Raw genomic sequence first — 23925 nt, 5'->3', positions numbered from 1 at the left:
GTATTTCTAGTATAACAAAAATCAGGAAAACCGCCTAGCCTGTTTTTGACTAGCCAGTTTCAAAAATTGCGATTGATTTAATCGTTGACTTGGTCTTCAGCAGGTTTGCCCTCGAAAACTGCTAAGACATTTTTAACGGCCGTTTTAGCCACTTCAAAATCCGCTTCCTTGGAGTGCGCTGCAACGTGTGGCAAGACAAAGGCATTTGGCAGGGACAATAATTCGTTATCCGGACTAATTGGCTCCTGGTTAACCACATCCAGTCCTGCAGCAGCAATCTTACCAGATTTTAAGCTAGCAATCATAGCAGCTTCATCAATCACTGGTCCACGACCAACATTGACTACGACCGTACTTGCCTTCATCTGGTCAAAGGCCTTTTGATCAATCAAGCCAGTTGTGCTTGGCGTTGCGGGCAAAGCTGAAACAACAAAATCTGCCTGTTGGAAGATTTCATCGAGGTCAGCCATCCGACCATTGGGAACGTTGCGCTCATGACGCGCATAGGCCAAAACGTGAACACCAAAACCAGTCAATAATTTGGCGATTTCTTGCCCAATATGTCCAAAGCCGATAATGCCAACAATCTTGCCTGAAACTTGCTGGCCACTCTTACCAGCCATATAATTGGCTGCCTTCTTGTCTGTAATGGCATCGTGGCTGGTTTCAAACAAACGACCAGCCATCAACATTAACGTAACCGCTGTTTCAGCAACTGCACCGGCATTAGCACCGGGTGTGTTCGTGACGGCAATGCCACGTTGACTAGCAGCCTGCAAGTCAACGTTGTCATAACCAACACCATGACGAGCAATGACCTTCAAGTTTGGGAAACGGTCCATGACCGCGCCGTCAATCTTATACATCATCAAAATGATGCCTACGACTTCATCATCACTGGCAAAATCCTCTGATGTTGCCTGTGGGTTTGAGACGATTTCCAAGCCTGCTCGCTTTAATGGAGCAAGTGCATTTTCATCAATCCCATCAAATACTAAAATTTTCGCCATGATTATTGAAACTCCCTTCTTACTTTGCCTGACCAAGTAATGCCTCAAGCTGATTTAACCGATCTTCAAAGACGGCAAAGGCTTGATCTAAGTATGCGCCTTCTGTCATATCAACGCCAGCCTTGGCAATAACTTCTAATGGACTAGCTGAGTTACCAGCTTTCAAATAGTCCTTATAGCGTTTTGCCTCACCCTTTTCCAAAATGTTTTGGGCCAGTGTTGTGGCAGCCGCTTCACCAGTAGCGTACTGATAAACGTAAAAATTGTAGTAGAAGTGTGGAATTCGTGACCATTCATAAGCAATTTCTGGGTCCTTAGTCAAATCAGGACCATAGAACTTTGAATCCAAGTCGCCATAATAATTGGCCATCGCTTCGGCCGTCAGTGGCTGGCCAGCAGCATCTTGATCATGAATCCAAGCTTCAAAGTCAGCAAATTCCGTTTGACGGAAGACCGTGCCCTTAAAACCGTCTAAGTATTGGTTCAAAACATAGGCTTGAACCTTAGGGTCATCATAAGTCTTCAGCAGGTAGTCCGTCAAGAGGGCCTCATTAGTCGTTGAAGCAATTTCGGCCAAAAAGATTGGATAATCACCATAGTGGTAAGGCTGGTTGTGCCGAGTCAAATAAGAATGAACGGTGTGACCCATTTCGTGTACCAAAGTATAGACGTTATCCAATGTATCCTGCCAGTTCAGCAAGATATAAGGGTTGGTATCGTATGCGCCACCAGAATAGGCACCTGACCGTTTGCCCTTGTTTTCAACAACGTCAATCCAGCGCTCCGCAAAGGCCTTCTTGACTACTGCCAGATAATCATCACCCAATGGTGCTAAGGCTTTTAAGGCGATTTCTTGTGCAGCATCATAGGTAACAGGCAAGTCAACATCATCTGTCAAGGAAACGTACAGGTCGTATGAATGAACTTCTTCCAAGCCCAAGACTTCCTTGCGCAATGCAACGTAACGATGCAAAAGTGGCAGGTTCTTTTCAACACGGTCAGTCAAAGTATCATAAACGGCTGTTGGAATCTGATTGGACAGCACGGCCGCTTCCTTCGCGGATTGGTAGTGACGAGTCTTCGCCAAGAAATTATGTTTCTTAACCGTTGAAGACAGCGTTGAAGCGAAAGTATTTTTCAACGACATATAAGCGTCATAAATGGTCGTAAAGGCCTGCTGCCGTGTTGGCTGGTTCTTAGAACGCAGCATCACGCCGTAGAGGCCGTTCGTCAATTCTGCGACTTCACCGTTTTCCGTGACGACATCACCAAAGTCCATATCGGCGTTGTCCAGCGCCGAGAAAGTTTGTTCAGCCGATGACAAAACAGTTGAGGCACCGGCTAGCAGGGCCTCTTGATCTGCGGGCAGTGTGTGTGCCTTTTCTGAAAGCAAGACATCGAAGAAATGACGGTAAGGCACCAGAGCCTGATCTTCTAGGTAAGTGGCCAAAGTCTGTTCATCAATCGCCAAAACTTCCGGTTGGAAAAAAGCGGTTGCTTGGCTCACAGCGGCTAATAGGTCTTGAGTTTGGGCGTAGACACCAGCGTAGTGGTTGTTTGTCGTATCTTCATCATATTTTTGATTGGCATAAACGTAAATCTTTTCAAATGACCGTTCGATTTGCAGATCTGTTTCCAAACCGGCCAACAGAGTCTGGGCAGAATCACCAAGGTGCCCGACATACTGGTCCAAGTCGGCCAAGCTATCCCTCAAAGCGGCAAACGCTTCTTCAAAGGCCTGGTCATCTGCAAAGACTGTGGTTAAATCCCAAGTCAGTTTGGCTGGCACTTCTTGTCGTGTGATTTGTCCCATGTAGTTGTTGCCCAAGGCATTGACTTGCTTCAGGCCCCCCTTTTTCTTATATTTTAATCATTTTAACATAGCAATCTCAATCTGCGACAAATTGCAGGAGCTTTATCACTAGAATTTTACTGTCTTGTAAGCAAATGACCCCGCTGGATGCCAAATCAGCATAAGTCGCTTGCAAGATTTTTTCTTGGTCCTGAAAACTGGGATAAAAATACTGCCTTAAACGGGCACTAAGGCTTTTTTCAGAAATCCAATGGCTAAGGCCAACTCTTTCCAACAACAAAACAAGCACTAACCTAAAATGCCAGTTTGGAACTGCTAGGCCAAAGGCTTGTCCTAAAAGACACCAGTCCGGGATTTGGTCAAGACGATGTCCCTGTTCGTAAAGATAATTAATCAAATCAAGGTTAATACGGCCCTGAACCATCAGCAAGGTCAGTTTAGTTCGTTGGTAGAGTAGGTGCTGGGCCAAGTCACTGGTTGGGCCGACTAACCTTTTCTGGTTAATTTCTGACGGTAAGGTGAACTGTTTTTCTGGGCGCTTGCCCTTAACTGCACTCAAGAAGGCAGCCCCAAAACCAGTCCGGCTTTCATACTGCAGCTTATGAAAGTCCGTCTTAGAAAAATTAAAGCGGGTTTCAAAGCGCTTCTGCTTAGGTACATAAAAAAATAGCCGACCGTCATCAAGAAATCGACAAGTTAATTCGCCTGACAAACGTCGGTGATAGTAGTCAGGTCCCAAAACCCACATAACCTCTAGTCCGAGACTATGTAGGCCTTGATTGCGTTCTTGCAGACGTTTCTTACCAATTGGTGAACATTGGTACTCGATTGCCAAATCTTTTCCTTGCGATCGTTTCACCAATAAATCAGGGCGCTGACTAATTTGCCTTAAAACAGGTTCGACTACGACCTGATAATCTTTTGCAAAATGTTGGTAAAGCGCCATCTTACCCAAAAGATGATCGATTGTTTCACCTTCTGTAAAGGCATGGCAGCCCGTTTGGACCTGGTGAGCAAAGTGGGCTACATTTTGTTGTCCCTGACGAAGAACAACCGGTTTTTTACAGGCCGGACACTGGTAATTTTCACTTCGATGAGCCAGATTGGCAAAGCAATATTGATTGAATGAATTAATCGCAAGTAACATAAAAAGGGCCTCTCAGTCAGTTAGACGAGAAGGCCCTTTAAAATTATTTTTAATTAATTTAAACGCTTCTTTAACCAGTTTGAGAACCAAGTCAACAGCGTAATCACAATCATGTAAATCAAACCAATGATCGCCCAAACACGGAACCCTTGTGAATTCCGGGCAACAATCAGTGTTCCCGTTTGTGTCAATTCCAAAATTCCGATGGCAGACAAGATTGACGTGTCCTTCAAGGTAATGATGAACTGGTTGACAAACGACGGCACCATAATCTTCAAACCTTGCGGAACAACTACCTTAGCCATTGCTTTGCCATAAGGCAATCCCAATGAGCGAGCCGCTTCCATCTGTCCTCTGTCAACAGCTTCAAAACCACCGCGAACAAAGGCCCCAGTATAAGCGCCCTCATTCAAAATCAGCGTCAACAAACCGGCCGTGAAAGCTGGAATCTTCGTTCCAATAACGCCTGGCAAACCAATGTAAATGAAGAAAGCCAAGACCATCAGTGGCAGACCACGGAAGGCGTAAATAATGGTTGTGGATAACCCACGTAAGACCTTTGACTTTGCCACACCCATCAAACCAAGCAACAAGCCCCACAAAGAAGCAAGGATAATACCAGCAACGGTCAACTGGATAGTCTGCACCAGACCATCAAAGAAGGCCTTCTTGTTTGAGCGCAAGATGCCCCAAGTTGAGTTGTTATCAGAAGCTGAACCAGTAAAGTTTTTTTGGTCTGATTTCAAATACTTATCAACAATCTTTTGATAAGAACCGTCAGCCTTCATTTCCTTCAAGGTCTTGTTAAAATCAGCAATCAACTGTGGGTTTTGTCCCTTCTTAACGAAGAAACCATAGCCACCGGCATTACCTGGGTTGTTTGGATTCTTAACTTCCAAATCCAAGCCGTTTTTAATGGCGTACTGGATAACGGGCATATCCTCAAAGGTGGCAGCACTGTTACCGTTGACAACATCGTTGTACATGGTATCAGTATCGTTAAAGTACTTAACCTTAAAACCGTACTTTTTTTGCAAAGACAAACCGTAATTTGAAGCAGCAGTTCCAGACTTCAAGGCAACCGTCTTGCCCTTCAATTCTGATAATGACTTAATCTTGGAGCCCTTCTTGGTAATCCAAGCAACACCAGTCTTATAGTATGGATCCGAAACATCATAGACTTGCTTTCGTTCGTCTGTGATCGCCATTCCAGCAATAATCCCATCTGCCTGGCCGTTTGCGACCATTTGAGCAGCTGCGTTAAAAGACATTGGCTTCAATGTATAGGTGAAATGGTTTCTCTTAGCCACTTCTTTCAAAATATCTTGGTCAATCCCGACGTACTCATTATTTTTGTCTTGGAAATCAAAGGGTGCGTAAGTCGCATCAGTTGAAATGACATAATTGGGTTCGGCGGCACTGGCCTTCGTTCCAAAGGCAAAAAAGCCCAAGAAAAGCGTTAACGCCACCAAAATCGGTTTTACTCGTTGGTTGACCATTGTATTCATTCTTCCTATCTTTACGTGTTAGCGACCAATTGACCTTAGGCTTGCATCACCTTTGACAAGAACGTTTGCAAACGTTCGTTCTTTGGCGCATTAAACACTTCTTCAGGCGTACCAGATTCTTGAATCTTACCAGATTCGAAGAAGACAACCCGGTCAGCCACTTGCTTGGCAAAGCCCATTTCGTGGGTAACGATAATCATCGTCATTCCTGACTTTGCCAAATCCTTCATGACATCCAACACATCGCCGACCATTTCTGGATCCAAGGCTGATGTTGGTTCATCAAAGAGCATGATGTCTGGGTCCATTGCCAAAGCACGGGCGATAGCAACACGTTGCTTTTGTCCACCTGACAATGAATTAACTGATTTGTCAGCCTTATCAGACAGACCAACAGTTTCTAACAATTCCTTTCCACGCTGATCTGCTTCTTCCTTGGTCATCTTACCCAATTGAACAGGTGCCAAAGTAATGTTTTGCAAAACCGTGTAATTGTTAAAGAGGTTAAAGTTCTGGAACACCATTCCGATGTTTTCGCGAACCTTATTAATATCAGTCTTTGAATCAGAAATGTCATAGCCATCAACTTCAACCAAACCAGAATTTGGCATTTCTAACTGATTTAACATCCGCAAGAAGGTTGACTTTCCGGAACCAGAAGGTCCAATCATTACAACAACTTCGTTGGCCATCACGTCCAAAGAGATGTCACGCAAAACATGGTTATCGCCATATGACTTATTAACCTTATCAACGTGTACTTTCACTTGCTTTTCTTCACTCATGCTCGTGTCCTTTTTTCAACCCAGTTACTCAACCATGTAAGTAACGTAATTACAATTAAGTATATCACAGCGATAATTGCCCAGACACGGAATCCCTGTGAATTCCGAGTAACAATCAACGTACCGGTCTGTGTCAATTCCAAAATACCGATTGCAGACAAGATTGACGTGTCCTTCAAGGTAATAATAAATTGATTAATAAAGCTTGGAATCATTAACTTCAAACCTTGCGGAATAATTACCTTACGCATGGCTTTTGAATGTGAAAGCCCTAATGAGCGAGCCGCTTCCATCTGACCATCGTCAACGGAATTAAAACCACCGCGAACGAAGGCACCTGTATAGGCTCCTTCATTTAAAATCAGGGTCAAAACACCGGCCGTAAAGGCAGGAATCTTCACACCAATCACACCAGGCAAACCAATGTAGATAAAGAAGGCCAAAACCATCATTGGCATACCCCGGAAGATATAGATGATGGTTGTTGCCAGGCCACGCAAGAACTTTGACTTGGCCACACCCATAACGCCCAAGAGCAAGCCCCAGATCGTTGCCAAAACAATTCCAACAATTGTCAAGTAAAGCGTTTCCTTCAAACCAGTCCAGAAGGCGGATGAGTTTGAACGCAAGATACCAAAGACAGAGTTGTTATCTGCGGCTGAACCAGTAAAGGTTGACGCCTTGGCATCCAAGTACTTGTTGACAATCTTGTCATAAGTACCATCCTTTTTGATAGCCGCAAAGCCCTTGTCAAAGGCAGCCAACAAAGCAGCATTAGCACCCTTCTTAACGGCAAAACCATAGTCACCAGCGTTAAATGGATCCTTTGGATTTTGAACCTTTAATTCTGTTCCGTTCTTAACGGCATACTGCAAAACTGGCAGGTCACCGAACGTTGCGTCCGAATTGCCGTTGATGACATCACGGTATGAAGTATCGGAATCAGAGAAATAAGTAATCTTGAAACCATACTTTGCTTGGATTGATTCGGCGTACTGTGCACCGGCAGTCCCGGTCTTCAAAGCGACCGTCTTCCCTTTCAAATCAGACAAGGACTTAATTTTTGAATCCTTGGCCGTTGCCCAACCAATTCCACTCCGGTAGTAAGGCGTTGAAAAATCAAAGACCTGACGACGGGCGTCAGTGATTGACATTCCAGCAATCACCCCATCGGCCTGGTCAGAAGCAACGGCCTGGGTAGCGGCGTTGAAGGACATTGGCTTTAACTCATATGTAAATCCTTCACGCTTGGCAATGGCGGCCAAAATGTCTTGGTCAATACCAACGTACTTATTGTTCTTATCTTGGAAATCAAAGGGTGCGTAAGTAGCATCCGTGGCGATAATGTAGTGGGGTTCGCTGGCCGAAGCTGGCTTTTGGCTTGCCACACCAAAGGCCAGGAAGGCTGCCACTGCAGTCACCAAAGTCATTAGTACTTTTTTCATAATAACCTCTTTTTCATAATGTTCCTATTATATCAAAAACTAACAGGGCATTTACTGACAATGTCAGTTTTTATTACGTTAGTGGTCTAGTCCGAAAGGTTGAATGGAGTCTGCTATAATAGACTTCATGACTAATTGGATTACCCAAACAATCGAACCGTGGATGCCCAAGGGGGCTTTAAAGGCTAAGGACGACTATGCCAAAATCGCTCAAACAAGCGGTTTCTCTCTCCTGCCACTTGAACGCTACAACGATCAACGCTTCTCAAAAGAAGAGCGGCAAAAGCACATCGAAGCGGCACTCAAGCTGATTGTACCGGGTGATACCGTGGTCCACCAATTTCCAACCTACATGAGTGCTGATTTTGAAGCCGAATGGTTGACAGCTATTCAAGACAAAAAAGCTAATTATGCCTTATTAATTCACGATTTCGAACCATTCCGAGTAACAAAAGCTGACCCGACAGAATTCGCTTTGGCACAAAAGGCCAATCTCATCATCACCCATTCACAGGCAATGAGCGAATCCTTAGCAAAAATGGGTGTTAATCAAGCTACAATTGTTCAACCCCTCTTTGACTATTTGGGTCCTAATCCACCCCTTGCCAGTTATCAAAAAATTCTAAATTATGCCGGTACTTGGCAAAAAGCCCCCTGGTTACAAGATTACCAAGGGCCAGCACTAAAGTTATTTGGCAACCGGCCTAAAAAATGGCGTGATTGGCAGATGCCAGCCGACATTCAATGGGCTGGCAACTTTGAACCTGACGACATTCAAAACCACTTAAGTGCTGGGTTTGGATTGCTTTGGGATAGCGACTTTAATACCCGCCACTATCAAAGCTACACGAAAATCAATGCCCCACATAAGGCCAGTCTCTATCTCAAGGCTGGGTTACCAATCATTGCCTGGCAAGAAAGCCAGATTGGCCGGTTAATTGACCGCTACCAGATTGGCTTTACTATCAAAGATTTAAGCGAACTAGAGGCGCGAATGAAAACCATCACGGCCGATCAGTATCAAAATTGGCAAACGAACCTCTTGCCACTGCGAGAACAGGTCAGCCAGGGGGCCTTTACCAAAAAAACACTCAAAGGCGTCACTGATTTTTTTCATAAAAACTAGTCAATTGACCATTAGCACATAAAAAGCACCGCGAAGCGACCGTTTGACTTGGTCGGTTGCAGTGCTCTTTTTTTATACACCAAAGATTTTAGCTACTTGCGCTTGAACTTTGTTCAAGTAAGTTTCCTGGTCAGCCTCAGATTGAGCAAATTTTTCGTCGTCAATTTTTTGGCCATCAAGGATCAAGGCATCAGCCATCAGTGCTGTTGCGTCGGCATAGTCTTGGTAAGCTTTCGCCAACGTCTTGTGGGCACCCATAAAACGAACGGGGACAGTCAAGGCGGCTAAAGTCTTTGCGTTTTCTTGGTAAACAGCCACAGCATCATCAAATTCCGCCTTTACTTCGGCAAAATCAGCCTTAGGCATGTCAGCGACTGCTGATTCTTGCTTAGCTGAGTCCAACTTAACGAAAAATGGTGAAACGCTGTCAGCTGTTTCCTGTGTCTTAGTCAAAACATCTTGAAGTGCTTGAAGATAATACTGTAATTGCTTGGGGTTAAATTTGGCCACTATACTTTATCCTTTATTGAAAAATTGTCGTTGTACCCATTTTACCAGTTCGACAATCACAATGATAGAAAAAGCTGCTAGGACAACCGTCAACCACTGGTGACTGTCAAGGTAAGTCACGTGGAAGATTGGGTTCAATGGCTTGATAAAGACAACGGCCATCATGGCAAAGAGTGAGAAAACTAAGGCCCAGTTGAAGAACTTATTAGCAAAGGCCTGTGGTCCCAACTCTGATTGGTAAACACTCTTTACATTAATGGCATTAAACATCTGCATCAACCCTAAGGTCATAAAGGCCATCGTCAAGGCATCCCCGTGAATCAATTCTGATCCCTGGTGCTCTGGGAAGGCCAAGGCAATGCCATAAACCGCCAAAACAAGGATGGCTTGCATCGTTCCCTGCCAAATAATGGCTGGGCCGACACCGCCAGACAAGAAGTTAGCAGTTTTACCACGTGGCTTCTGTGACATCACGCCCTTCTGGGCTGGTTCCAATCCCAGTGCAATCGCTGGCAAGGTATCGGTTACCAAGTTGATCCACAGGATCATAACAGGCGCCAGCACTTCCCAACCAAGTAATGTCATCATAAAGATGGCAATCACTTCGGCCAAGTTCGATGCCAGCAAGTACTGCAAGGCCTTTTGAATATTGGCAAAAACCTTTCGACCTTCCTTCACAGCCGCAACAATTGTTGAGAAATTATCATCGGCCAAAACCATATCGGCCGCTTCCTTAGACACTTCCGTTCCGGTAATACCCATGGCAACGCCGATATCGGCAGTTTTCAAGGCCGGCGCATCATTCACACCGTCTCCGGTCATGGCCACGACCTTGCCCTTACCTTGCCAGGCTTGAACAATCTTAACCTTGTGGGCTGGTGCAACTCGGGCATAGACGCGCACATCCTTAACCCGATCTTGGAAGGCCTCTTCTGACATTTCATCTAATTCGGCGCCAGTCATAACCGCCTTGGTACGGTCATCTTCCTCCGTTAAGATGCCCAAACGACCGGCAATAGCAGCAGCAGTCTTAGGGTGGTCACCCGTGATCATAATCGGTTGGATGCCGGCCTTCTTTGCTTCAAAAACGGCACCCTTGACTTCGGGACGTTCCGGATCAATCATGGCAATTAAACCAACCAAGATTAAGTCCTTTTCCACCACATCTGCTTGCGGATTGTCAGGCACTGCATTCAAATCCTTGTAGGCAAAGGCCAAGACCCGGAGAGCCTGGTCAGCTAACTCAGCATTGATGTCTTGATATTTGGCCAAATCAGCCTCAGTCACGGGTCTGATTTGACCGTGATCTAAGACCTGACTGACTCGAGCCAAAATCGAATCCGGCGCTCCCTTAACAGTTGCCTCGTAACCTTTAGCAACTGGATGAATAGTCGTCATCAATTTACGTTCGGAATCAAATGGAATTTCACTGACCCGAGGCATTTGAGCCAAAGTGTCCGTATAGGCTGGACGGTACTTTTTATTAAAGGCAATCAAGGCTGTTTCGGTTGGATCCCCAACCAAGCCATCATCGATTTCCTTTGTATCGTTATTCAAAGCCAGTAAGTCGGCCAATTTCAACAAATCAGGGTTGACTTGGTCGGCTTCAAAAGGATTTTCAGCCTGCAAATCAACGATTTTCCCAGCCAAGACCAACTTTTCAACGGTCATCTTATTTTGGGTCAAGGTCCCAGTCTTATCGGAACCAATGATATCCGTTGAGCCCAAAGTTTCAACAGCGGGCAACTTCCGGACCAAGGCAGCCTTCTTGGCCATCCGGGCTGTTCCCAAGGCCAAAGTAACCGTCACAATGGCTGGCAATCCTTCAGGAATGGCTGCAACGGCCAAAGAGATTGAAGTCAAAATCAAGTCAATCACTTTGGCGTCTTGGGTAAAGTAACCGACCACGAATGTCAAAGTGGCAATCGCCAAGATTAAATAAGTCAAGATTCGACCCAGTTGCGCCAAATTTTCTTGCAGTGGTGACTTGGTTTCATCCGTTGACTGGAGGGATTTTGCAATTTGACCAACTTGGGTCTGCATGCCGGTCGCAATCACGATACCGGTTGCTTTTCCATAGGTCACATTAGCGTTCATAAAAGCTAAGTTTGCTTGGTCCCCCAACGGCAAGTTTTCGCCAGTCAAGACGGCATCCGTCTTTTCGACTGGCACTGACTCGCCAGTCAAAGTTGATTCTTCCACCTGTAAGTTAGCGACAGAAACCAAACGCAAATCAGCTGGGACAACGTCCCCGGCTTCCAGGTACACGAGGTCACCCACGACCAAATCAGGGGCAAGTACTTCCTGGTCGCGACCAGCACGTACTACTCTAGCCTTTGGTGTCGCCAAAGCCTTTAAAGCCTCGATGGCCCCTTCGGCCTTGCTTTCTTGAAAGACACCGAAAACGGCGTTAATAATCACGATGGCCAAAATAAAGGCGGCATCAGTTGTTTCCCCCGTAAAGGCGGCGACTAAGGCAGCAGCCAATAGGATTCCAATCATTAAATCCTTAAATTGGTCAACAAACTTTTGAAAAAGACTACGCTTTTTCTTTGCAACCAGGGCATTGGGTCCATCCTTTGCCAAACGGTCGCGAACTTGTTCTTCGGTTAAACCAGTTTGAGCATTTGTCTTGAGCTCGCTGGTCAAATCAGTGACATCAATTTGATATGGTTGTTTTGCCACAATTCTCTCCTTTTCTTACTACTCTCTTTTTTATCTGGTCTGGGTAAAAGAAAAAGACCCATACCAAACGCAAAAAAGCGTCATGGTATGAGTCTCACTGTTTAAGGCTGAGCCGGTGCGATAAAGCTTGCACGATATAAAACATTACTGTTTTGCTTTGACGGTTATCAGCCACGAACATTTCGTCAGTTACTCCCTCAGAAATTATATTATGTTTTCAGTATAACAGAATTTTTACAGCTGTATAGTAATTTTTGCTATTTCTAAATGAATTTAAAACATTAGAACTGTGCTTTCCTTGCCACAATGCATCAACAACATTTTGCTAGTGCCAACAAGTAAGATAAAATAGAGAATAATGACAAATGAGCCCCATATTAACTGGCACGAAAAGTGACGGTTAAAAAACTAATTTTTCTCGTCCAATTAAGCGAAAGAATCAAAGTACCGTTAACAGCGCTAATTTTTCATTTCTCAACTCGAACATTCAAAAGCCATCGTTAATCAGGAAAACAAATGACAAAAACAAGTATCATGTGGTTTCGCAGGGACCTGCGGCTCACCGACAACCAGGCATTACAGGCCGCCATCCAAAATAGCGATCAGGTCATCTTGATCTTTATTATTGACCCACAGCAAGTTCAAAACGATGCAAGCGTCAACCAAAGTGCCTTTTTTGCTAGCGTCTTACATTTTAAAGAGTCCCTTGCCAAAGACAATCTCACCCTCTTAATTCAAACTGGTTCAGTGATTGATATTGTCACAGAAATCAAAGCAAAAGTCCCTTCAGTCGGCGACATCTACCTGAATTTCGATGAGCGTGGTTACGGTCGCAAAAGGGACCAGCAAACCATCCGCTACCTTTCACAAAAACTTGGTATCGTTGCCCACCCCTTTTTGGACTTTACGCTAACCAGCGCTTCAGCAATCAAAAAGCAAGACGGAAGCGCCTATCAAATCTTTACCCCCTACTATAAAAAATGGCTAACCTCTAAAAAAGATCAGCCGTTGCCGGCTCTAGCCAGCATTGAAATTAGTCATAAACAGCTGGCAGAACCTTTCACAGACCACCTTGACGACCTCAAAAAGTTAATCAATCAAAACCACAGCTACGCCTACCAAGACAGTCTTGGTGAGCAACAAGCTGCCAACACTTTAGCGGACTTCGTCTCTCACAAATTAGTCTACTACGACCAGAACCGAGACTTTCCAGCCCTCGATGGTACGAGCCATTTATCACGGTACTTAAGAACTGGTGAAATTTCGATCCGAACGGTTTACGATGCGGTCAGCCGAAAACCAGCTAGTCTAGGCAAAGAGACCTTTATCAAGGAACTCTGCTGGCGCGACTTTTATAATATGATTTACACCATTTACCCTGACCAAAAGAACCAGGCTGTGAACACAAAGTTTCAAAACATCCCCTGGATCAACGATGAGGCACAGTTTGCAGCCTGGAAAAACGGCACAACCGGCTTTCCAATTATCGATGCGGCTATGCAGCAATTGAACCAAACTGGTTGGCTTCATAACCGCTTACGAATGATTGTTGCCTCCTTTTTAACCAAGGACTTACTGATTAATTGGACATGGGGCGAGCAATACTTCCAAGAAAAACTAGTCGATTATGATCCTGCTAGCAACATCGGTGGCTGGCAGTGGGCTGCTTCAACCGGCACGGACAGTGTCCCTTATTTTCGCATTTTTAATCCGTTCACCCAGGCCGAAAAATTTGATCCGGATGCTCAATTTATTAAGCAATACATCCCGGCACTGGCTGCTTTGCCAGCCGATAAAATCCACCACATCGACCGCCTGAGCGATGCAGACCAGCAAAAATACCAAGTAATCCTTGGAAAAGATTATCCAAAACCAATCGTCGATCATGCCCTCGCCCGCAAACGGGCAATCGCTAGCTATAAGAATTTAAATGCATAAAGGGAGAAGGAACCGGTCAGTTGGTTTCTTTTCTTTTTTAACATATCTTTAATGAGCTAAATCAGCTATGATTTTTCGAACAACGGTTTCTTGGTCAAGACTCACGGCAATAATCCTTTCACCTGCAACCTGTAATAAATCATGGGGTAAAAACCACTTTGCTAAATCAACCTCATTAAAGCCAGGGTTCTTTTTTTCTTGATGTCGCTTGAATGTCTCCTCAAATGGCAAATCATAATAATAAATAAAGCTTTGGTCAGCCTGTTCAATTAGTTCGGACAGCATTTTGCCATATTTCGCAGCTGGGAGAATCCCCTCAATAATTGTGTAACGACAATTTTTAATCCCAAACAAAGCAATCTCCTTGATTAGATTAATTGATAGATTTTTGGGTACATCTTTCACTCGTAGCATTGTCCGGCGGACATAGTCTTGCGGAATTAATAAATTATTTTCACCAAGTTGTTCATGTAATGCATTCGCAGTGACCGTTTTGCCACTACCCGAATTTCCTCGAATCACAATTAACTTTCCCATTTATATTACCTCCATCACCATCTCGTTGTTCCTAATATATCAATCAAAGACCACACGCCAATACCATGTCACTTCTAATAAAGCAGAGCCATTGCAATATCATTTTGTTAATACTATCAGCAATGTTTTTAATATAATAGTTCTAAACAAGGGCTAATTTAGCACTTTTATTAAAATTTTTATCATTTTTGTTGACAAGGAAGCGAACATCTTGTAGTATAGACACATCATATCAAACAAGTTGATCAGGAAAGTAAAAAGTACCCTTAGCCTAGAGACTTACCGGTTGGTGCAAGGTAAGGTAAGGAAGCTTTTGAAAATGACCTGTGATTGGCAACTACGACTCGGTTTACCGTTAGTAGTTGACGGATTGGCCCTCGTTACTTGGGCACACCATTCGGCTAGGATCATTCCCCGGGGCCCGATGGTTAGTGAGCAGCCTCGAGGTAACTTTGGGCAAAAACTCAGAATGGTAACGCGAAAGTCGCTTCTGTCTTAAATCTTAAAGATAGAAGTGGCTTTTTTTGTTGCTAAAATTAAAATCAAGACATCAGAATAAAAGGAGATAATAGCAAAAAATGTCAAAAAAAGGTTGGTTGATTTCTGGTATCGCAGTTGTCGCAGTCGCAGCACTAGCTTATACAAGCTTCGGCAATCACGGTACGAGTAGTAATAAAACGGTGACAGTCGGCATTATGTCAGCGAACAAAGATGACGATGATATTTGGAAGAGCGTTGCCCAAACGGCTAAGGATAAGTACGGTATAACGATTAAGTTCAAGCAGTTCTCCGATTACTCACAGCCAAACAAGGCTTTGCAAAACGGCGACATTGATTTGAACTCTTTCCAGCACTACGCCTTCTTAGATGCTTATAACCAAAAGAACGGCAACGAATTAACCTCAATCGGTGAAACCGCCATTAGCCCAATCCGATTATATTCCAACACATACAAGAATGTCAGCGACTTTAAAAATGGTGACACCATTGTCGTTCCAAATGACCCATCAAACGAAAGTCGGGCCCTTTACCTCTTAAAGTACGCTGGGTTAATTGAGTTGAAATCAGGATTGACGCTCGCAACAACTAAGGACATCACCGCAAATCCAAAGAATTTGAAGATTAAGGAAGTTTCCGCCGATCAAACTGCTCGCAACCTTCCTGACGTTCAAGGCGCCGTCATCAATGGTAATTATGCCCAGTCAGCTGGCCTAAAGTACCAGGATGCCATCTTCGTGGAACCTTTGAACAAGGATTCACACCAGTGGGTCAACATCATCGTTGCCCAAAAGAAGAACAAGAACAAGAAAATTTACCAAGACGTTGTCAAGGCTTACCAAACAAGCAAGACCAAGCAATTGATCAAGGAAAAGTATGGTGAATCAGAAGTTGCCGCTTGGGACAAACAATTTAATTAAAATGATTCGATAATATAGGAAAGAGAGAAAAATATTATGAGTGCAAAAAAGACGATTATTGGAATTGTAGCCGCCGCAGCCATTGTCGGCATTGGTTACTTCAGTTTCTTTAACCACGGTAGCCAGGGTGACAAAGTGGTTAAGATTGGGGTCATGAACGGTGACAAATCAGAAGACCAAATCTGGGCAGAAGCCGCCAAGACTGCCAAAGATAAGTATGGCATTACTTTGAAGACAGTTAAGTTTTCCGACTACTCACAGCCAAACAAGGCTTTGAGTAACCACGACATCGACTTGAACGCCTTCCAAAACTACCCATTCTTGGAAAACTGGAATAAAGCTAACAAAACGGACATTGTTTCAATCGGTGACACCTGGACAACACCATTACGTTTATACTCAGACAAGTATAAGTCAATCCAAGACATCCCTGATGGTAGCCAAATCGCCGTTGCCAACGATGTGACGAACGAAAACCGTGGTATCCACCTCTTGGCTGAAGCTGGTTTGATCAAGGTCAAGGACACCAACAAGGCCACACCAAACGATATCACCTCAAACCCTAAGAACTTGAAGATTGTCCCAGTCGATGCTTCACAAACTGCAACGTCATTGAAGGACCCTAAGTTTGCCGGCGCTGTGATTAACACGAACTTTGCCAAGTCAGCAGGAATCGACTTCAACACTGCTATCTACGTTGAAGGTTTGAACAAGAACACAACGCAGTTCTTTAACTTCGTTGCGGCCAACAAGTCCGATAAGGATAAGAAAATTTACAAGGACGTTGTCAAGTCTATCCAAACTGCTAAGACCAAGGAATTGGTTCAGAAGAACTACAACGGTGCCGAAATCACTGTTTGGGATTACAAGAAGTAATTCAATCATGCGGGCTTGTCCCGCGTACATATAATGACCACCACGAAAGGAAAATTACTCATGTCAAATCGTCAAGAAGAATACCTCACTTTTTTAAAAGAATTGATTGCCCTCCCCAGTGTTTCAGCAAAGCACGAAAAATTACCCGAAACGGCTGCCCTTCTGGGGCAAGCTTTGGAAAAGCTTGGTGGCCATGTTGAAGTCGACGACAGTTACTTTGCACCGCTGGTCATCGCGCACTTTCACAGTAACCAAGCCGATGCAAAGAACCTCATTATTTATAACCACTATGACGTTCAGCCAGCAGAACCCTTCAATCTTTGGGACCAAGACCCTTGGACTTTAACTGAAAAAGATGGTCATCTGATTGGTCGTGGTGTTGATGACGATAAAGGTAATATCACGGCCCGTTTCACAGCCTTAGCTGAATACTTAGACGAAAACGATGGCCAATTGCCCGTCAACATTACCTTCCTAATTGAAGGTTCCGAAGAAACTGCCTCACAACACTTGGACGATTACTTAGCTAAGCACCCAGAACTAAAAGCTGATTTAATCATCTGGGAGTCCGGTAATAAAGACGACCAGGGACAAATTGAACTTGGTGGTGGTAATAAGGGAATTGTAACTTTCGATGTGACGGCCAAGACAGCCGACAGCGACCTCCATTCCTCGTTAGCAACCGTTGTGGATTCTGCTGCTTGGCGTTTAAGTCAAGGACTGGCGACCCTCTTTGATCCAAAAACTGGACGCATTCAAGTTCCTGGCTTCTATGAGGATGTCATTGCCCCTAACCAGCGAGAAAAGGACTTGGTTGCCGCTCTACCAGGCACCAAGGAAGAATTTGTTAGGGGCCACCAAATCACTGCCCCGCTGTTGACCGACAAGCGTGGAGACGATTGGAAAAAAGCCCTGTACTTCGAACCAAGTATTAATATCGAGGGAATCTCATCTGGCTACGAAGGCCAGGGTGTTAAGACGGTTCTACCAGCGGAAGCAACCGCTAAATTAGAAGCTCGCCTTGTGCCTGGCATGGATCCAGACAAAACCTTAAAACAAATTCAAAACTTTTTGGCCGACCAGGGCTTCGCTGATTTAACAGTCACAAAGACCCTTGGTCAACCAGGCTACCGGTCAGACATGTCGGATCCTGAAATCGAAAAAGTCATTGACTTGGCCAAGGACTTTTATCCCGGTGAACCCGTTGTTTCCCCAACCTCACCAGGGACCGGCCCAATGGCCTATGTCAACAATGCTATCAAGGCCCCCATTATTTCTTTGGGGGTCGGCTACCAAGGCGCCTTAGACCATGCTCCAAATGAAAACATCCGCCTAACTGATTACGAAGACAACATAAAATTTGTTAAACTAATCATTGGTAGTTATGCTAATCACTAGCAGCAAACAGAAAGGAAAGTGCGTAAGCACCAGAATTTATCAATGACGAATCCAATTATTTCTTTAAAAAATGTTGATGTGACCTTCCAACAAAAGAAGCGAACCATTGAGGCGGTTAAAAACGTTTCCATTGACGTGAACCGCGGAGATGTCTTCGGAATTGTTGGTTATTCCGGAGCTGGTAAGTCCACTTTGGTCCGGGTGATTAACCTGCTCCAGGTTCCAACGAATGGCCGGGTCATCGTTAATGGCGAAACATTCTTTGACAATCAAGGTACTGGTAAAACCGGTGTCCAAATTAAGGCAAATGAGCTGCGCGACCGTCGCCGCAAGATTGGCATGATTTTTCAACACTTTAACTTACTCAACGAGCGTACGGTGGCCGAAAACGTTGCCTTCGCCTTGCAGCACAGCCCATTAAAGGCCGACGAAAAGAAGGCAAAGGTTGCTGAATTGCTTGAACTAGTCGAATTGACTGATCGAGCTGACCAGTTCCCTGCTCAACTTTCAGGTGGGCAAAAGCAACGTGTCGCCATCGCTCGGGCCTTAGCCAATGATCCTGAAATTTTGATTTCAGATGAAGCAACCTCTGCCTTGGATCCAAAGACAACCAACCAAATTTTGGCCCTCTTGAAGAAATTAAACCAGCAATACAACTTGACCATTCTTTTGATTACCCACGAAATGGATGCGGTCAAGGAAGTTGCCAACAAGGTTGCAGTCATGCAAGATGGTCAAGTCCTGGAAGAAGGTTCAACTTTGGATATCTTTACCAAGCCACAGGCCGCCTTAACGAAAGAATTTATTGAAACCGCCACAAACCAGGACAAGGCTTTGGCAACGATTGGTGAATCGGATGCCATTACATCCTTAAACGACAACGAAATTTTTGCCCGTCTAACTTACTCTGGTAACAGTACAAATGAACCATTGATTACCACCCTTTATCAGAAGTATGAAGTTGTCGCCAACATCTTGTATGGTAACGTTGAGATTCTCCAAGGAACTGAAGTTGGTTCTCTGTTAGTCATCCTCTCTGGCTCAGCCGACGGTTTGGCTGCCGGCTTGCAGTCCTTAAAAGACCAAGGCGTTACTGTTGATATCTTGAAAGGAAAGCAAGCATGAGTAATTGGTTTTCACAAACATTTCCAAACGTCGTTTATCAAGGCTGGTCTGGTGATACTGGTTGGTTAACAGCGATTAACCAAACAATCTTTATGACCTTCTGGTCTGCTATCTTCGGGGGTCTCTTGGGCTTAATCTTTGGTTTTGGCCTCGTTGTGACAAGCCCTCGTGGCATTACCCCCAACAAGGTTCTTTTCTGGATTTTTGATAAGATTGTTTCGATTTTCCGAGCAATTCCATTCATTATCCTTTTGGCCTTCATTGCCCCCGTTACAAAAACCATTGTTGGAACGCAAATTGGTTCTACTGCCGCTTTGGTCCCATTGTCATTGGGCGTCTTCCCCTTCTACGCCCGGCAGGTTCAGGTTGCCTTGACTGAAGTTGATGCCGGGATTGTCGAAGCTGCCCAGGCCGTTGGAGCTTCCTTTAGCGAAATCGTCTTTGGCGTCTACCTCCGCGAAGGTCGGTCCGAGTTGATTCGGGTGTCAACGGTGACGTTGATTTCCTTGATTGGATTAACAGCCATGGCCGGTGCCATCGGTGCCGGTGGTCTTGGAAACATGGCGATTGCTTACGGTTACAACCGTTTCGCCAATGACACGACCTTAGTGGCCACTTTCTTGGTTCTTGTCCTCGTCTTGATTGTCCAAGTCGTGGGTGACTACCTGGCTAAGCGCTATAACCACAAATAAAAAATCAGTACAAAAGGAGCGCAACACAATGTGTTGCGCTCCTTTTTTGTCAAATGATTCACGGTTAGTTAGCGAGTCAACTGGAATTCAAAGCGATCGCCAACATAGTATGAACGAACGTATTCAAAGGGGTGGTCTTCTTGATCATAAGAGACCTGACGAACGGCCAAAATTGGATCACCACGTTTAATTTGCAAGAAATCAGCTTGACGCTCCGTGGCCAATGCCGCTGTGACCGTTTGCTCGGCCCGACCTGGCTGAATACCGGCCTGGATTAAAGTGGCGTAGAGCGACTCTGTTAGGCTTGAACGAGTAAAATTATTCACCAATTTTACGGGTAAGGTCGTCTGTTCCAACAAGATTGGCTCATCATCGCCCAAACGCAAGCGCTCCATCACCAAAACTTCATCTTCTGGTTTGAGTTGCAAATGCTCTAATTCCGAAACGGATGGAGTCGTCACCTTATAAGAAACAGTCACAGTCTGGGCTTCCCGGCCTGATTTTTTCATCAACTCCGTAAAAGAAGTTACCCCTAGCGCCCGTTCTGAAACCTTTTTCTCAGCTACATAAGTTCCGGAACCAACACGGCGTTCCAAAATACCTTCGTCAACGAGGGTTTGAATCGCCTGACGGAGAGTCATCCGAGAAACGTGAAAGGATTCGGCCAAGTCACGTTCAGCCGGAAGACGTTTATTCGTCCCCCATTCACCAGCTGCAATGCGCTGACGAATCTCATTATGAATCTCAATATAGCGTGGTATAGCCATAATTATTGCCGCTCCTGACTGTCATTATCGGTTGAAAACTAGGATACCCTGTTAACATCTCTTTTCTCATTATAATTGGTCTAGGCAAATATTTCAAATCACTCACTCTTTTTTACTAAATTTTTGATTCACGACGCTCCATCTAATTTTTCTGTAATTCATCGAAAAAAATTCCAGAAAAAATTCTAAAAATCCTTGCAAAATGAACGAAAAACGGGTAATATATATCAAGTAATTGCCCCTTAGCCAAGCGGTAAGGCGGTGGCTTCTGGTGCCATTATGCGCTGGTTCGAATCCAGCAGGGGCAATACGATAACTTAGAAAAGGGCGGTCTTGCTAGTGTAAGGCCGCCTTTTATGTTATCTTGTTAGTATAGCGTAATTTCTTTACTAGGCTTCTAGTAGCAGACGAAATGGAGACAAAAGTGAACATCCGTCCTCTTGCTAAGCAAGATTTGCCCCATATCTACCAGCAAAAAAATTCACGGTCCGTGATGGCCCTCTGGTTTGAAGAACCCTTTAATTCCTTAGACGAATTAACCATCCTCTATGACCGCCACGTCCTCGATCAAAGCGAACGGCGTTTCGTGATTGAAGACGATAACCAATTCGTTGGTGTCGTTGAATTAATCGATATCAATACGATTCACCGTCACTGTGAAATTCAAATCATTATTGACACTAAATTTCAGGGCCAAGGCTTGGCCCAAAAAGGTTTGCGGGCCGGGATTGAATATGCCTTTTCTGTCTTAAACCTGCACAAGATTTACCTATACGTTGATGTAGAAAATCCAGCTGCCATCCACATTTATCAAAAATTTGGCTTTCAAGAAGAAGGTCGACTCAAAAAACACTACTTTGCCGAAGGACGTTACCATGATTCCTTAATGATGGGACTCTTCGCTAACGAATTTTATCAAGAAAAATAATCATTATGAAAACTGATGCCCGTTATACCAAAGCTGATGTTGCTATTCGTAACACCTTTTTAGAAATTTTGGCCCATAAGGACTTTCATAAAATTTCTGTCCAAGAAATCATTCAGCAGGCTGGTATTAACCGTTCAACCTTCTATGCGCATTTCTTAGACAAGGATGATTTGATGGAAACAATCCAAATGGATCTCTTAGAAGAAACCATGGGTGCTCTCCCTGCTCTTAACCTTGAAAACTTCGATGTTGCTGAAATTTTTGAACACCGAGCTGATTTTTTAGTCCAAAGAATTTATGAGCAAAAAGATTTAGCCGCCCTTCTCCTTTCAAAACATGCCGAACATTCCTTTGAAAACCGAATGGTTGAACAGGCAAAAAAGACCTTTTTCAGCACAACCGAAGGTCATGTTTTAGCCATTCCGTCGCGGTATGCCCTCAATATTCTGACTGGAACCGCTACAAATATGATCATTACCTGGATTCGTTCTGATTTTCAGGAATCAACTGAAGAATTTTCGGCCATCCTAGTGAAGGTTGTCCCACCACTTTTAACCAAAGTTATTCATGCCCAAGACTAACTTTTTTCAATCAAACCACCCACCAATGGGTGGTTTTTTGTTGGATAAGTGGTTCAAAACCAGGTTATCCAACTTTTAAGCAACGATTGTTGGTTTTATTCTTTGGACGATTTAATATACTAAAATTAGTAAACGAAACGAGGAAGTTCACATGAAATCATCAAATAAGTTGATTTTAAGTTTGGTTTTTGGTTTGACGATCGTCTTGGGAATTATGATGACCGCCTTCTCATTACCAGCCGTAAAATCAGGTATTAATAATGTCCCAATTGGTGTCGTTGCTCAAAATGATGCAACGTACGAAAAGTTGGCCAAGCCACTGTCCGATAAGGGCTTTAAAGTTAGCCAGTATGACAGCGAAAAAAACGTTAAATCAGCTATCAAGGAACGTAAGATTTACGGTGCCTTCGAAATGTCAGCAACCGGTGACTTGAGTTTGTACCAAGCAACCGCCGCTTCTGCAGCCGTTGCGCAAGCCTTGAACCAGATTGGTCAGGGGGTTGTTAGCCAACAAAAGGCCGCTGCTAAGGCCCAATTAGCCCCAATGATGGCACAAGCCAATGACGTCAACACGTTGAAGGCCTTGAACCAAAAGTCAGCAGCAATCGATGCGAAGACTTTAAAGGTTGTTGAATTGCGGGCCTTCCCTAAGGATGACCCTAAGGGAACTGGCTTAGCCGCCGGAGCCTTGCCAATTGCCCTTGGTGGTTGGATTGGTGCCGTTGCCATTGCTAACGTCATTAAGGGTAAGAAGCAAAAGTTTTTTGCCGCCTTGGCCTTCGCCTTCGTGGGTGGCCTTGGTCTGGTCGGTGTTATCCAATTCGGTATTGGTACTTTCGCTGGTAACTACTGGTTAACCTCACTGGGTGCCATGCTTGGGATTGCTGCCACTGCATTCTTTGTTTTGGGTATTTTGGAAGTGATGGGCAATGGCGGTTTGATTATTGCCGCCATCCTGTTGATCTTGCTTGGAAACCCACTTTCAGGGCTCTCATCAGCTCCTGAAATGTTGCCAAAGGGCTGGGGCTTTTTCGGACAACTCTTGCCACCTGCAGCAACCGGATCACTTTTGCGTGACATCGCCTTCTTCAATGGGAATGCCATTGCCTTGCCATTAACAGTTTTGCTTGGCTATATTGCCCTTGGTTTGATTCTCTTCGCCACCGGTAAGAAGTCATCAATCATTGTTTCTGAAACAACGACTGACTAATCAAAAATATTTTTTCTGCTTGAAAAACCGCTTACATGTCTGATGCCAGACAAGCAAGCGGTTTTTTTACTGTTTTTTCAAAAAATTGGTATTAAGTGGCGCAGAACAGCATTCAGTGGACAAGCTCAATCGCCCCACTATCCTTTGGTTGATTAGCCGCAAAAATCGTCTTTGTAGCAGCCCAGATTTTTTCAGCTATTTCTGGCTTATTCATCGTGTACAAATGGATGCCATCAACTCCTTGGGAAACCAATAATTGTTGTTGTCATATCCTTTTCTCCTGATGTTTTCTTTACTCCTGGCCGCAATAAAAAGCGCCCCTAGATCAACAACCACGTCAATCTAGGGGCGCCTTTTGGCACGGTACCACCCTAATTGTCTGCTAATACCAGACTTACTCAATACCCCAAATTACATCGGAGCAAC

General features: G+C 44.4%; 20 protein-coding genes and 1 tRNA gene. 11 read left to right on the top strand and 10 right to left on the bottom strand.

Features of this window, described 5'->3' with window-relative positions; translation table 11 throughout:
* Window positions 1-77: 77 nt before the first annotated feature.
* From ACSYSH_RS06620 to ACSYSH_RS06595, 6 genes are all read right to left on the bottom strand, one after another.
* Window positions 78-1010, bottom strand: a complete 933-nt coding sequence (locus tag ACSYSH_RS06620; protein ID WP_491702134.1) for a phosphoglycerate dehydrogenase — start codon at window positions 1008-1010, stop codon at window positions 78-80.
* Between the two features lie 19 nt (window positions 1011-1029).
* Window positions 1030-2823 (bottom strand): oligoendopeptidase F, encoded by a 1794-nt coding sequence (pepF, locus tag ACSYSH_RS06615; RefSeq protein ID WP_491702135.1) that lies wholly within the window; start codon window positions 2821-2823, stop codon window positions 1030-1032.
* Window positions 2824-2899: 76 nt separating this feature from the next.
* Window positions 2900-3970: a competence protein CoiA gene (locus ACSYSH_RS06610; protein WP_491702136.1), complete on the bottom strand. Its 1071-nt coding sequence runs from the start codon at window positions 3968-3970 to the stop codon at window positions 2900-2902.
* 53 nt (window positions 3971-4023) lie between these two features.
* On the bottom strand, window positions 4024-5469 hold the full coding sequence (locus ACSYSH_RS06605; RefSeq protein WP_252774280.1) for an ABC transporter substrate-binding protein/permease: 1446 nt from the start codon (window positions 5467-5469) through the stop codon (window positions 4024-4026).
* Between the two features lie 44 nt (window positions 5470-5513).
* Window positions 5514-6263: an amino acid ABC transporter ATP-binding protein gene (locus tag ACSYSH_RS06600; RefSeq protein WP_489816301.1), complete on the bottom strand. Its 750-nt coding sequence runs from the start codon at window positions 6261-6263 to the stop codon at window positions 5514-5516.
* Complete coding sequence (locus ACSYSH_RS06595) at window positions 6260-7708, bottom strand: ABC transporter substrate-binding protein/permease (protein ID WP_489816300.1); 1449 nt, start codon at window positions 7706-7708, stop codon at window positions 6260-6262. The genes ACSYSH_RS06600 and ACSYSH_RS06595 overlap by 4 nt, the downstream gene beginning before the upstream one ends.
* 127 nt (window positions 7709-7835) lie before the next feature.
* Here ACSYSH_RS06595 and ACSYSH_RS06590 point away from each other — a divergent pair, with 127 nt between their 5' ends.
* Window positions 7836-8834, top strand: a complete 999-nt coding sequence (locus tag ACSYSH_RS06590) for a glycosyltransferase (RefSeq protein ID WP_491702137.1) — start codon at window positions 7836-7838, stop codon at window positions 8832-8834.
* A 72-nt stretch (window positions 8835-8906) separates the two neighbouring features.
* Here ACSYSH_RS06590 and ACSYSH_RS06585 read toward each other — a convergent pair whose 3' ends face one another.
* Window positions 8907-9344 carry a chemotaxis protein gene (locus ACSYSH_RS06585; protein ID WP_489816298.1) on the bottom strand — a complete coding sequence of 146 codons (438 nt, stop codon included), beginning with the start codon at window positions 9342-9344 and terminating at the stop codon, window positions 8907-8909.
* A gap of 6 nt (window positions 9345-9350) precedes the next feature.
* Window positions 9351-12029 carry a cation-translocating P-type ATPase gene (locus ACSYSH_RS06580; RefSeq protein ID WP_491702138.1) on the bottom strand — a complete coding sequence of 893 codons (2679 nt, stop codon included), beginning with the start codon at window positions 12027-12029 and terminating at the stop codon, window positions 9351-9353.
* 516 nt (window positions 12030-12545) lie between these two features.
* Here ACSYSH_RS06580 and ACSYSH_RS06575 point away from each other — a divergent pair.
* Window positions 12546-13967 carry a cryptochrome/photolyase family protein gene (locus ACSYSH_RS06575; RefSeq protein WP_491702139.1) on the top strand — a complete coding sequence of 474 codons (1422 nt, stop codon included), beginning with the start codon at window positions 12546-12548 and terminating at the stop codon, window positions 13965-13967.
* 48 nt (window positions 13968-14015) lie between these two features.
* Here the strand turns inward: ACSYSH_RS06575 and ACSYSH_RS06570 are convergent, their stop codons facing one another.
* Window positions 14016-14504, bottom strand: a complete 489-nt coding sequence (locus ACSYSH_RS06570; protein WP_491702140.1) for a P-loop NTPase family protein — start codon at window positions 14502-14504, stop codon at window positions 14016-14018.
* A gap of 578 nt (window positions 14505-15082) precedes the next feature.
* Here ACSYSH_RS06570 and ACSYSH_RS06565 point away from each other — a divergent pair.
* Genes ACSYSH_RS06565 through ACSYSH_RS06545 form a run of 5 tightly spaced genes read left to right on the top strand, consistent with a single transcriptional unit; the run spans window position 15083 to window position 20013 of the window.
* A complete protein-coding gene (locus ACSYSH_RS06565; protein WP_489816295.1) occupies window positions 15083-15922 on the top strand; it encodes a MetQ/NlpA family ABC transporter substrate-binding protein in 840 nt (279 codons plus the stop codon).
* A gap of 36 nt (window positions 15923-15958) precedes the next feature.
* Window positions 15959-16798 carry a MetQ/NlpA family ABC transporter substrate-binding protein gene (locus ACSYSH_RS06560; RefSeq protein ID WP_489816294.1) on the top strand — a complete coding sequence of 280 codons (840 nt, stop codon included), beginning with the start codon at window positions 15959-15961 and terminating at the stop codon, window positions 16796-16798.
* Between the two features lie 60 nt (window positions 16799-16858).
* A complete protein-coding gene (locus ACSYSH_RS06555) occupies window positions 16859-18196 on the top strand; it encodes a M20/M25/M40 family metallo-hydrolase (RefSeq protein ID WP_252774290.1) in 1338 nt (445 codons plus the stop codon).
* Between the two features lie 42 nt (window positions 18197-18238).
* A complete protein-coding gene (locus ACSYSH_RS06550) occupies window positions 18239-19321 on the top strand; it encodes a methionine ABC transporter ATP-binding protein (protein WP_491702641.1) in 1083 nt (360 codons plus the stop codon).
* Window positions 19318-20013, top strand: a complete 696-nt coding sequence (locus ACSYSH_RS06545) for a methionine ABC transporter permease (RefSeq protein ID WP_252774292.1) — start codon at window positions 19318-19320, stop codon at window positions 20011-20013. Before ACSYSH_RS06550 ends, ACSYSH_RS06545 begins: the two co-directional genes overlap by 4 nt.
* 68 nt (window positions 20014-20081) lie before the next feature.
* Here ACSYSH_RS06545 and ACSYSH_RS06540 read toward each other — a convergent pair whose 3' ends face one another.
* Window positions 20082-20780 carry a GntR family transcriptional regulator gene (locus ACSYSH_RS06540; RefSeq protein ID WP_047974267.1) on the bottom strand — a complete coding sequence of 233 codons (699 nt, stop codon included), beginning with the start codon at window positions 20778-20780 and terminating at the stop codon, window positions 20082-20084.
* Between the two features lie 236 nt (window positions 20781-21016).
* Between ACSYSH_RS06540 and ACSYSH_RS06535 the strand changes: the two genes are divergently transcribed.
* The 4 genes from ACSYSH_RS06535 (at window position 21017) to ACSYSH_RS06520 (ending at window position 23499) form a co-directional block, all read left to right on the top strand.
* A tRNA-Gln gene (locus ACSYSH_RS06535) sits at window positions 21017-21088 on the top strand.
* A gap of 116 nt (window positions 21089-21204) precedes the next feature.
* Complete coding sequence (locus ACSYSH_RS06530) at window positions 21205-21708, top strand: GNAT family N-acetyltransferase (RefSeq protein WP_252774413.1); 504 nt, start codon at window positions 21205-21207, stop codon at window positions 21706-21708.
* Window positions 21709-21713: 5 nt separating this feature from the next.
* Window positions 21714-22289: a TetR/AcrR family transcriptional regulator gene (locus ACSYSH_RS06525; RefSeq protein WP_252774293.1), complete on the top strand. Its 576-nt coding sequence runs from the start codon at window positions 21714-21716 to the stop codon at window positions 22287-22289.
* 151 nt (window positions 22290-22440) lie between these two features.
* Entirely contained in the window at window positions 22441-23499 is a 1059-nt protein-coding gene (locus ACSYSH_RS06520) for an ABC transporter permease (protein WP_491702141.1), read from the top strand.
* The last annotated feature ends 426 nt before the right edge of the window (window positions 23500-23925 follow it).

The organism is Fructobacillus sp. ESL1117 (genome assembly GCF_058508565.1).
Note: the sequence above shows the minus strand (reverse complement) of the source record. Positions and strands in the feature narration are given on the sequence as shown.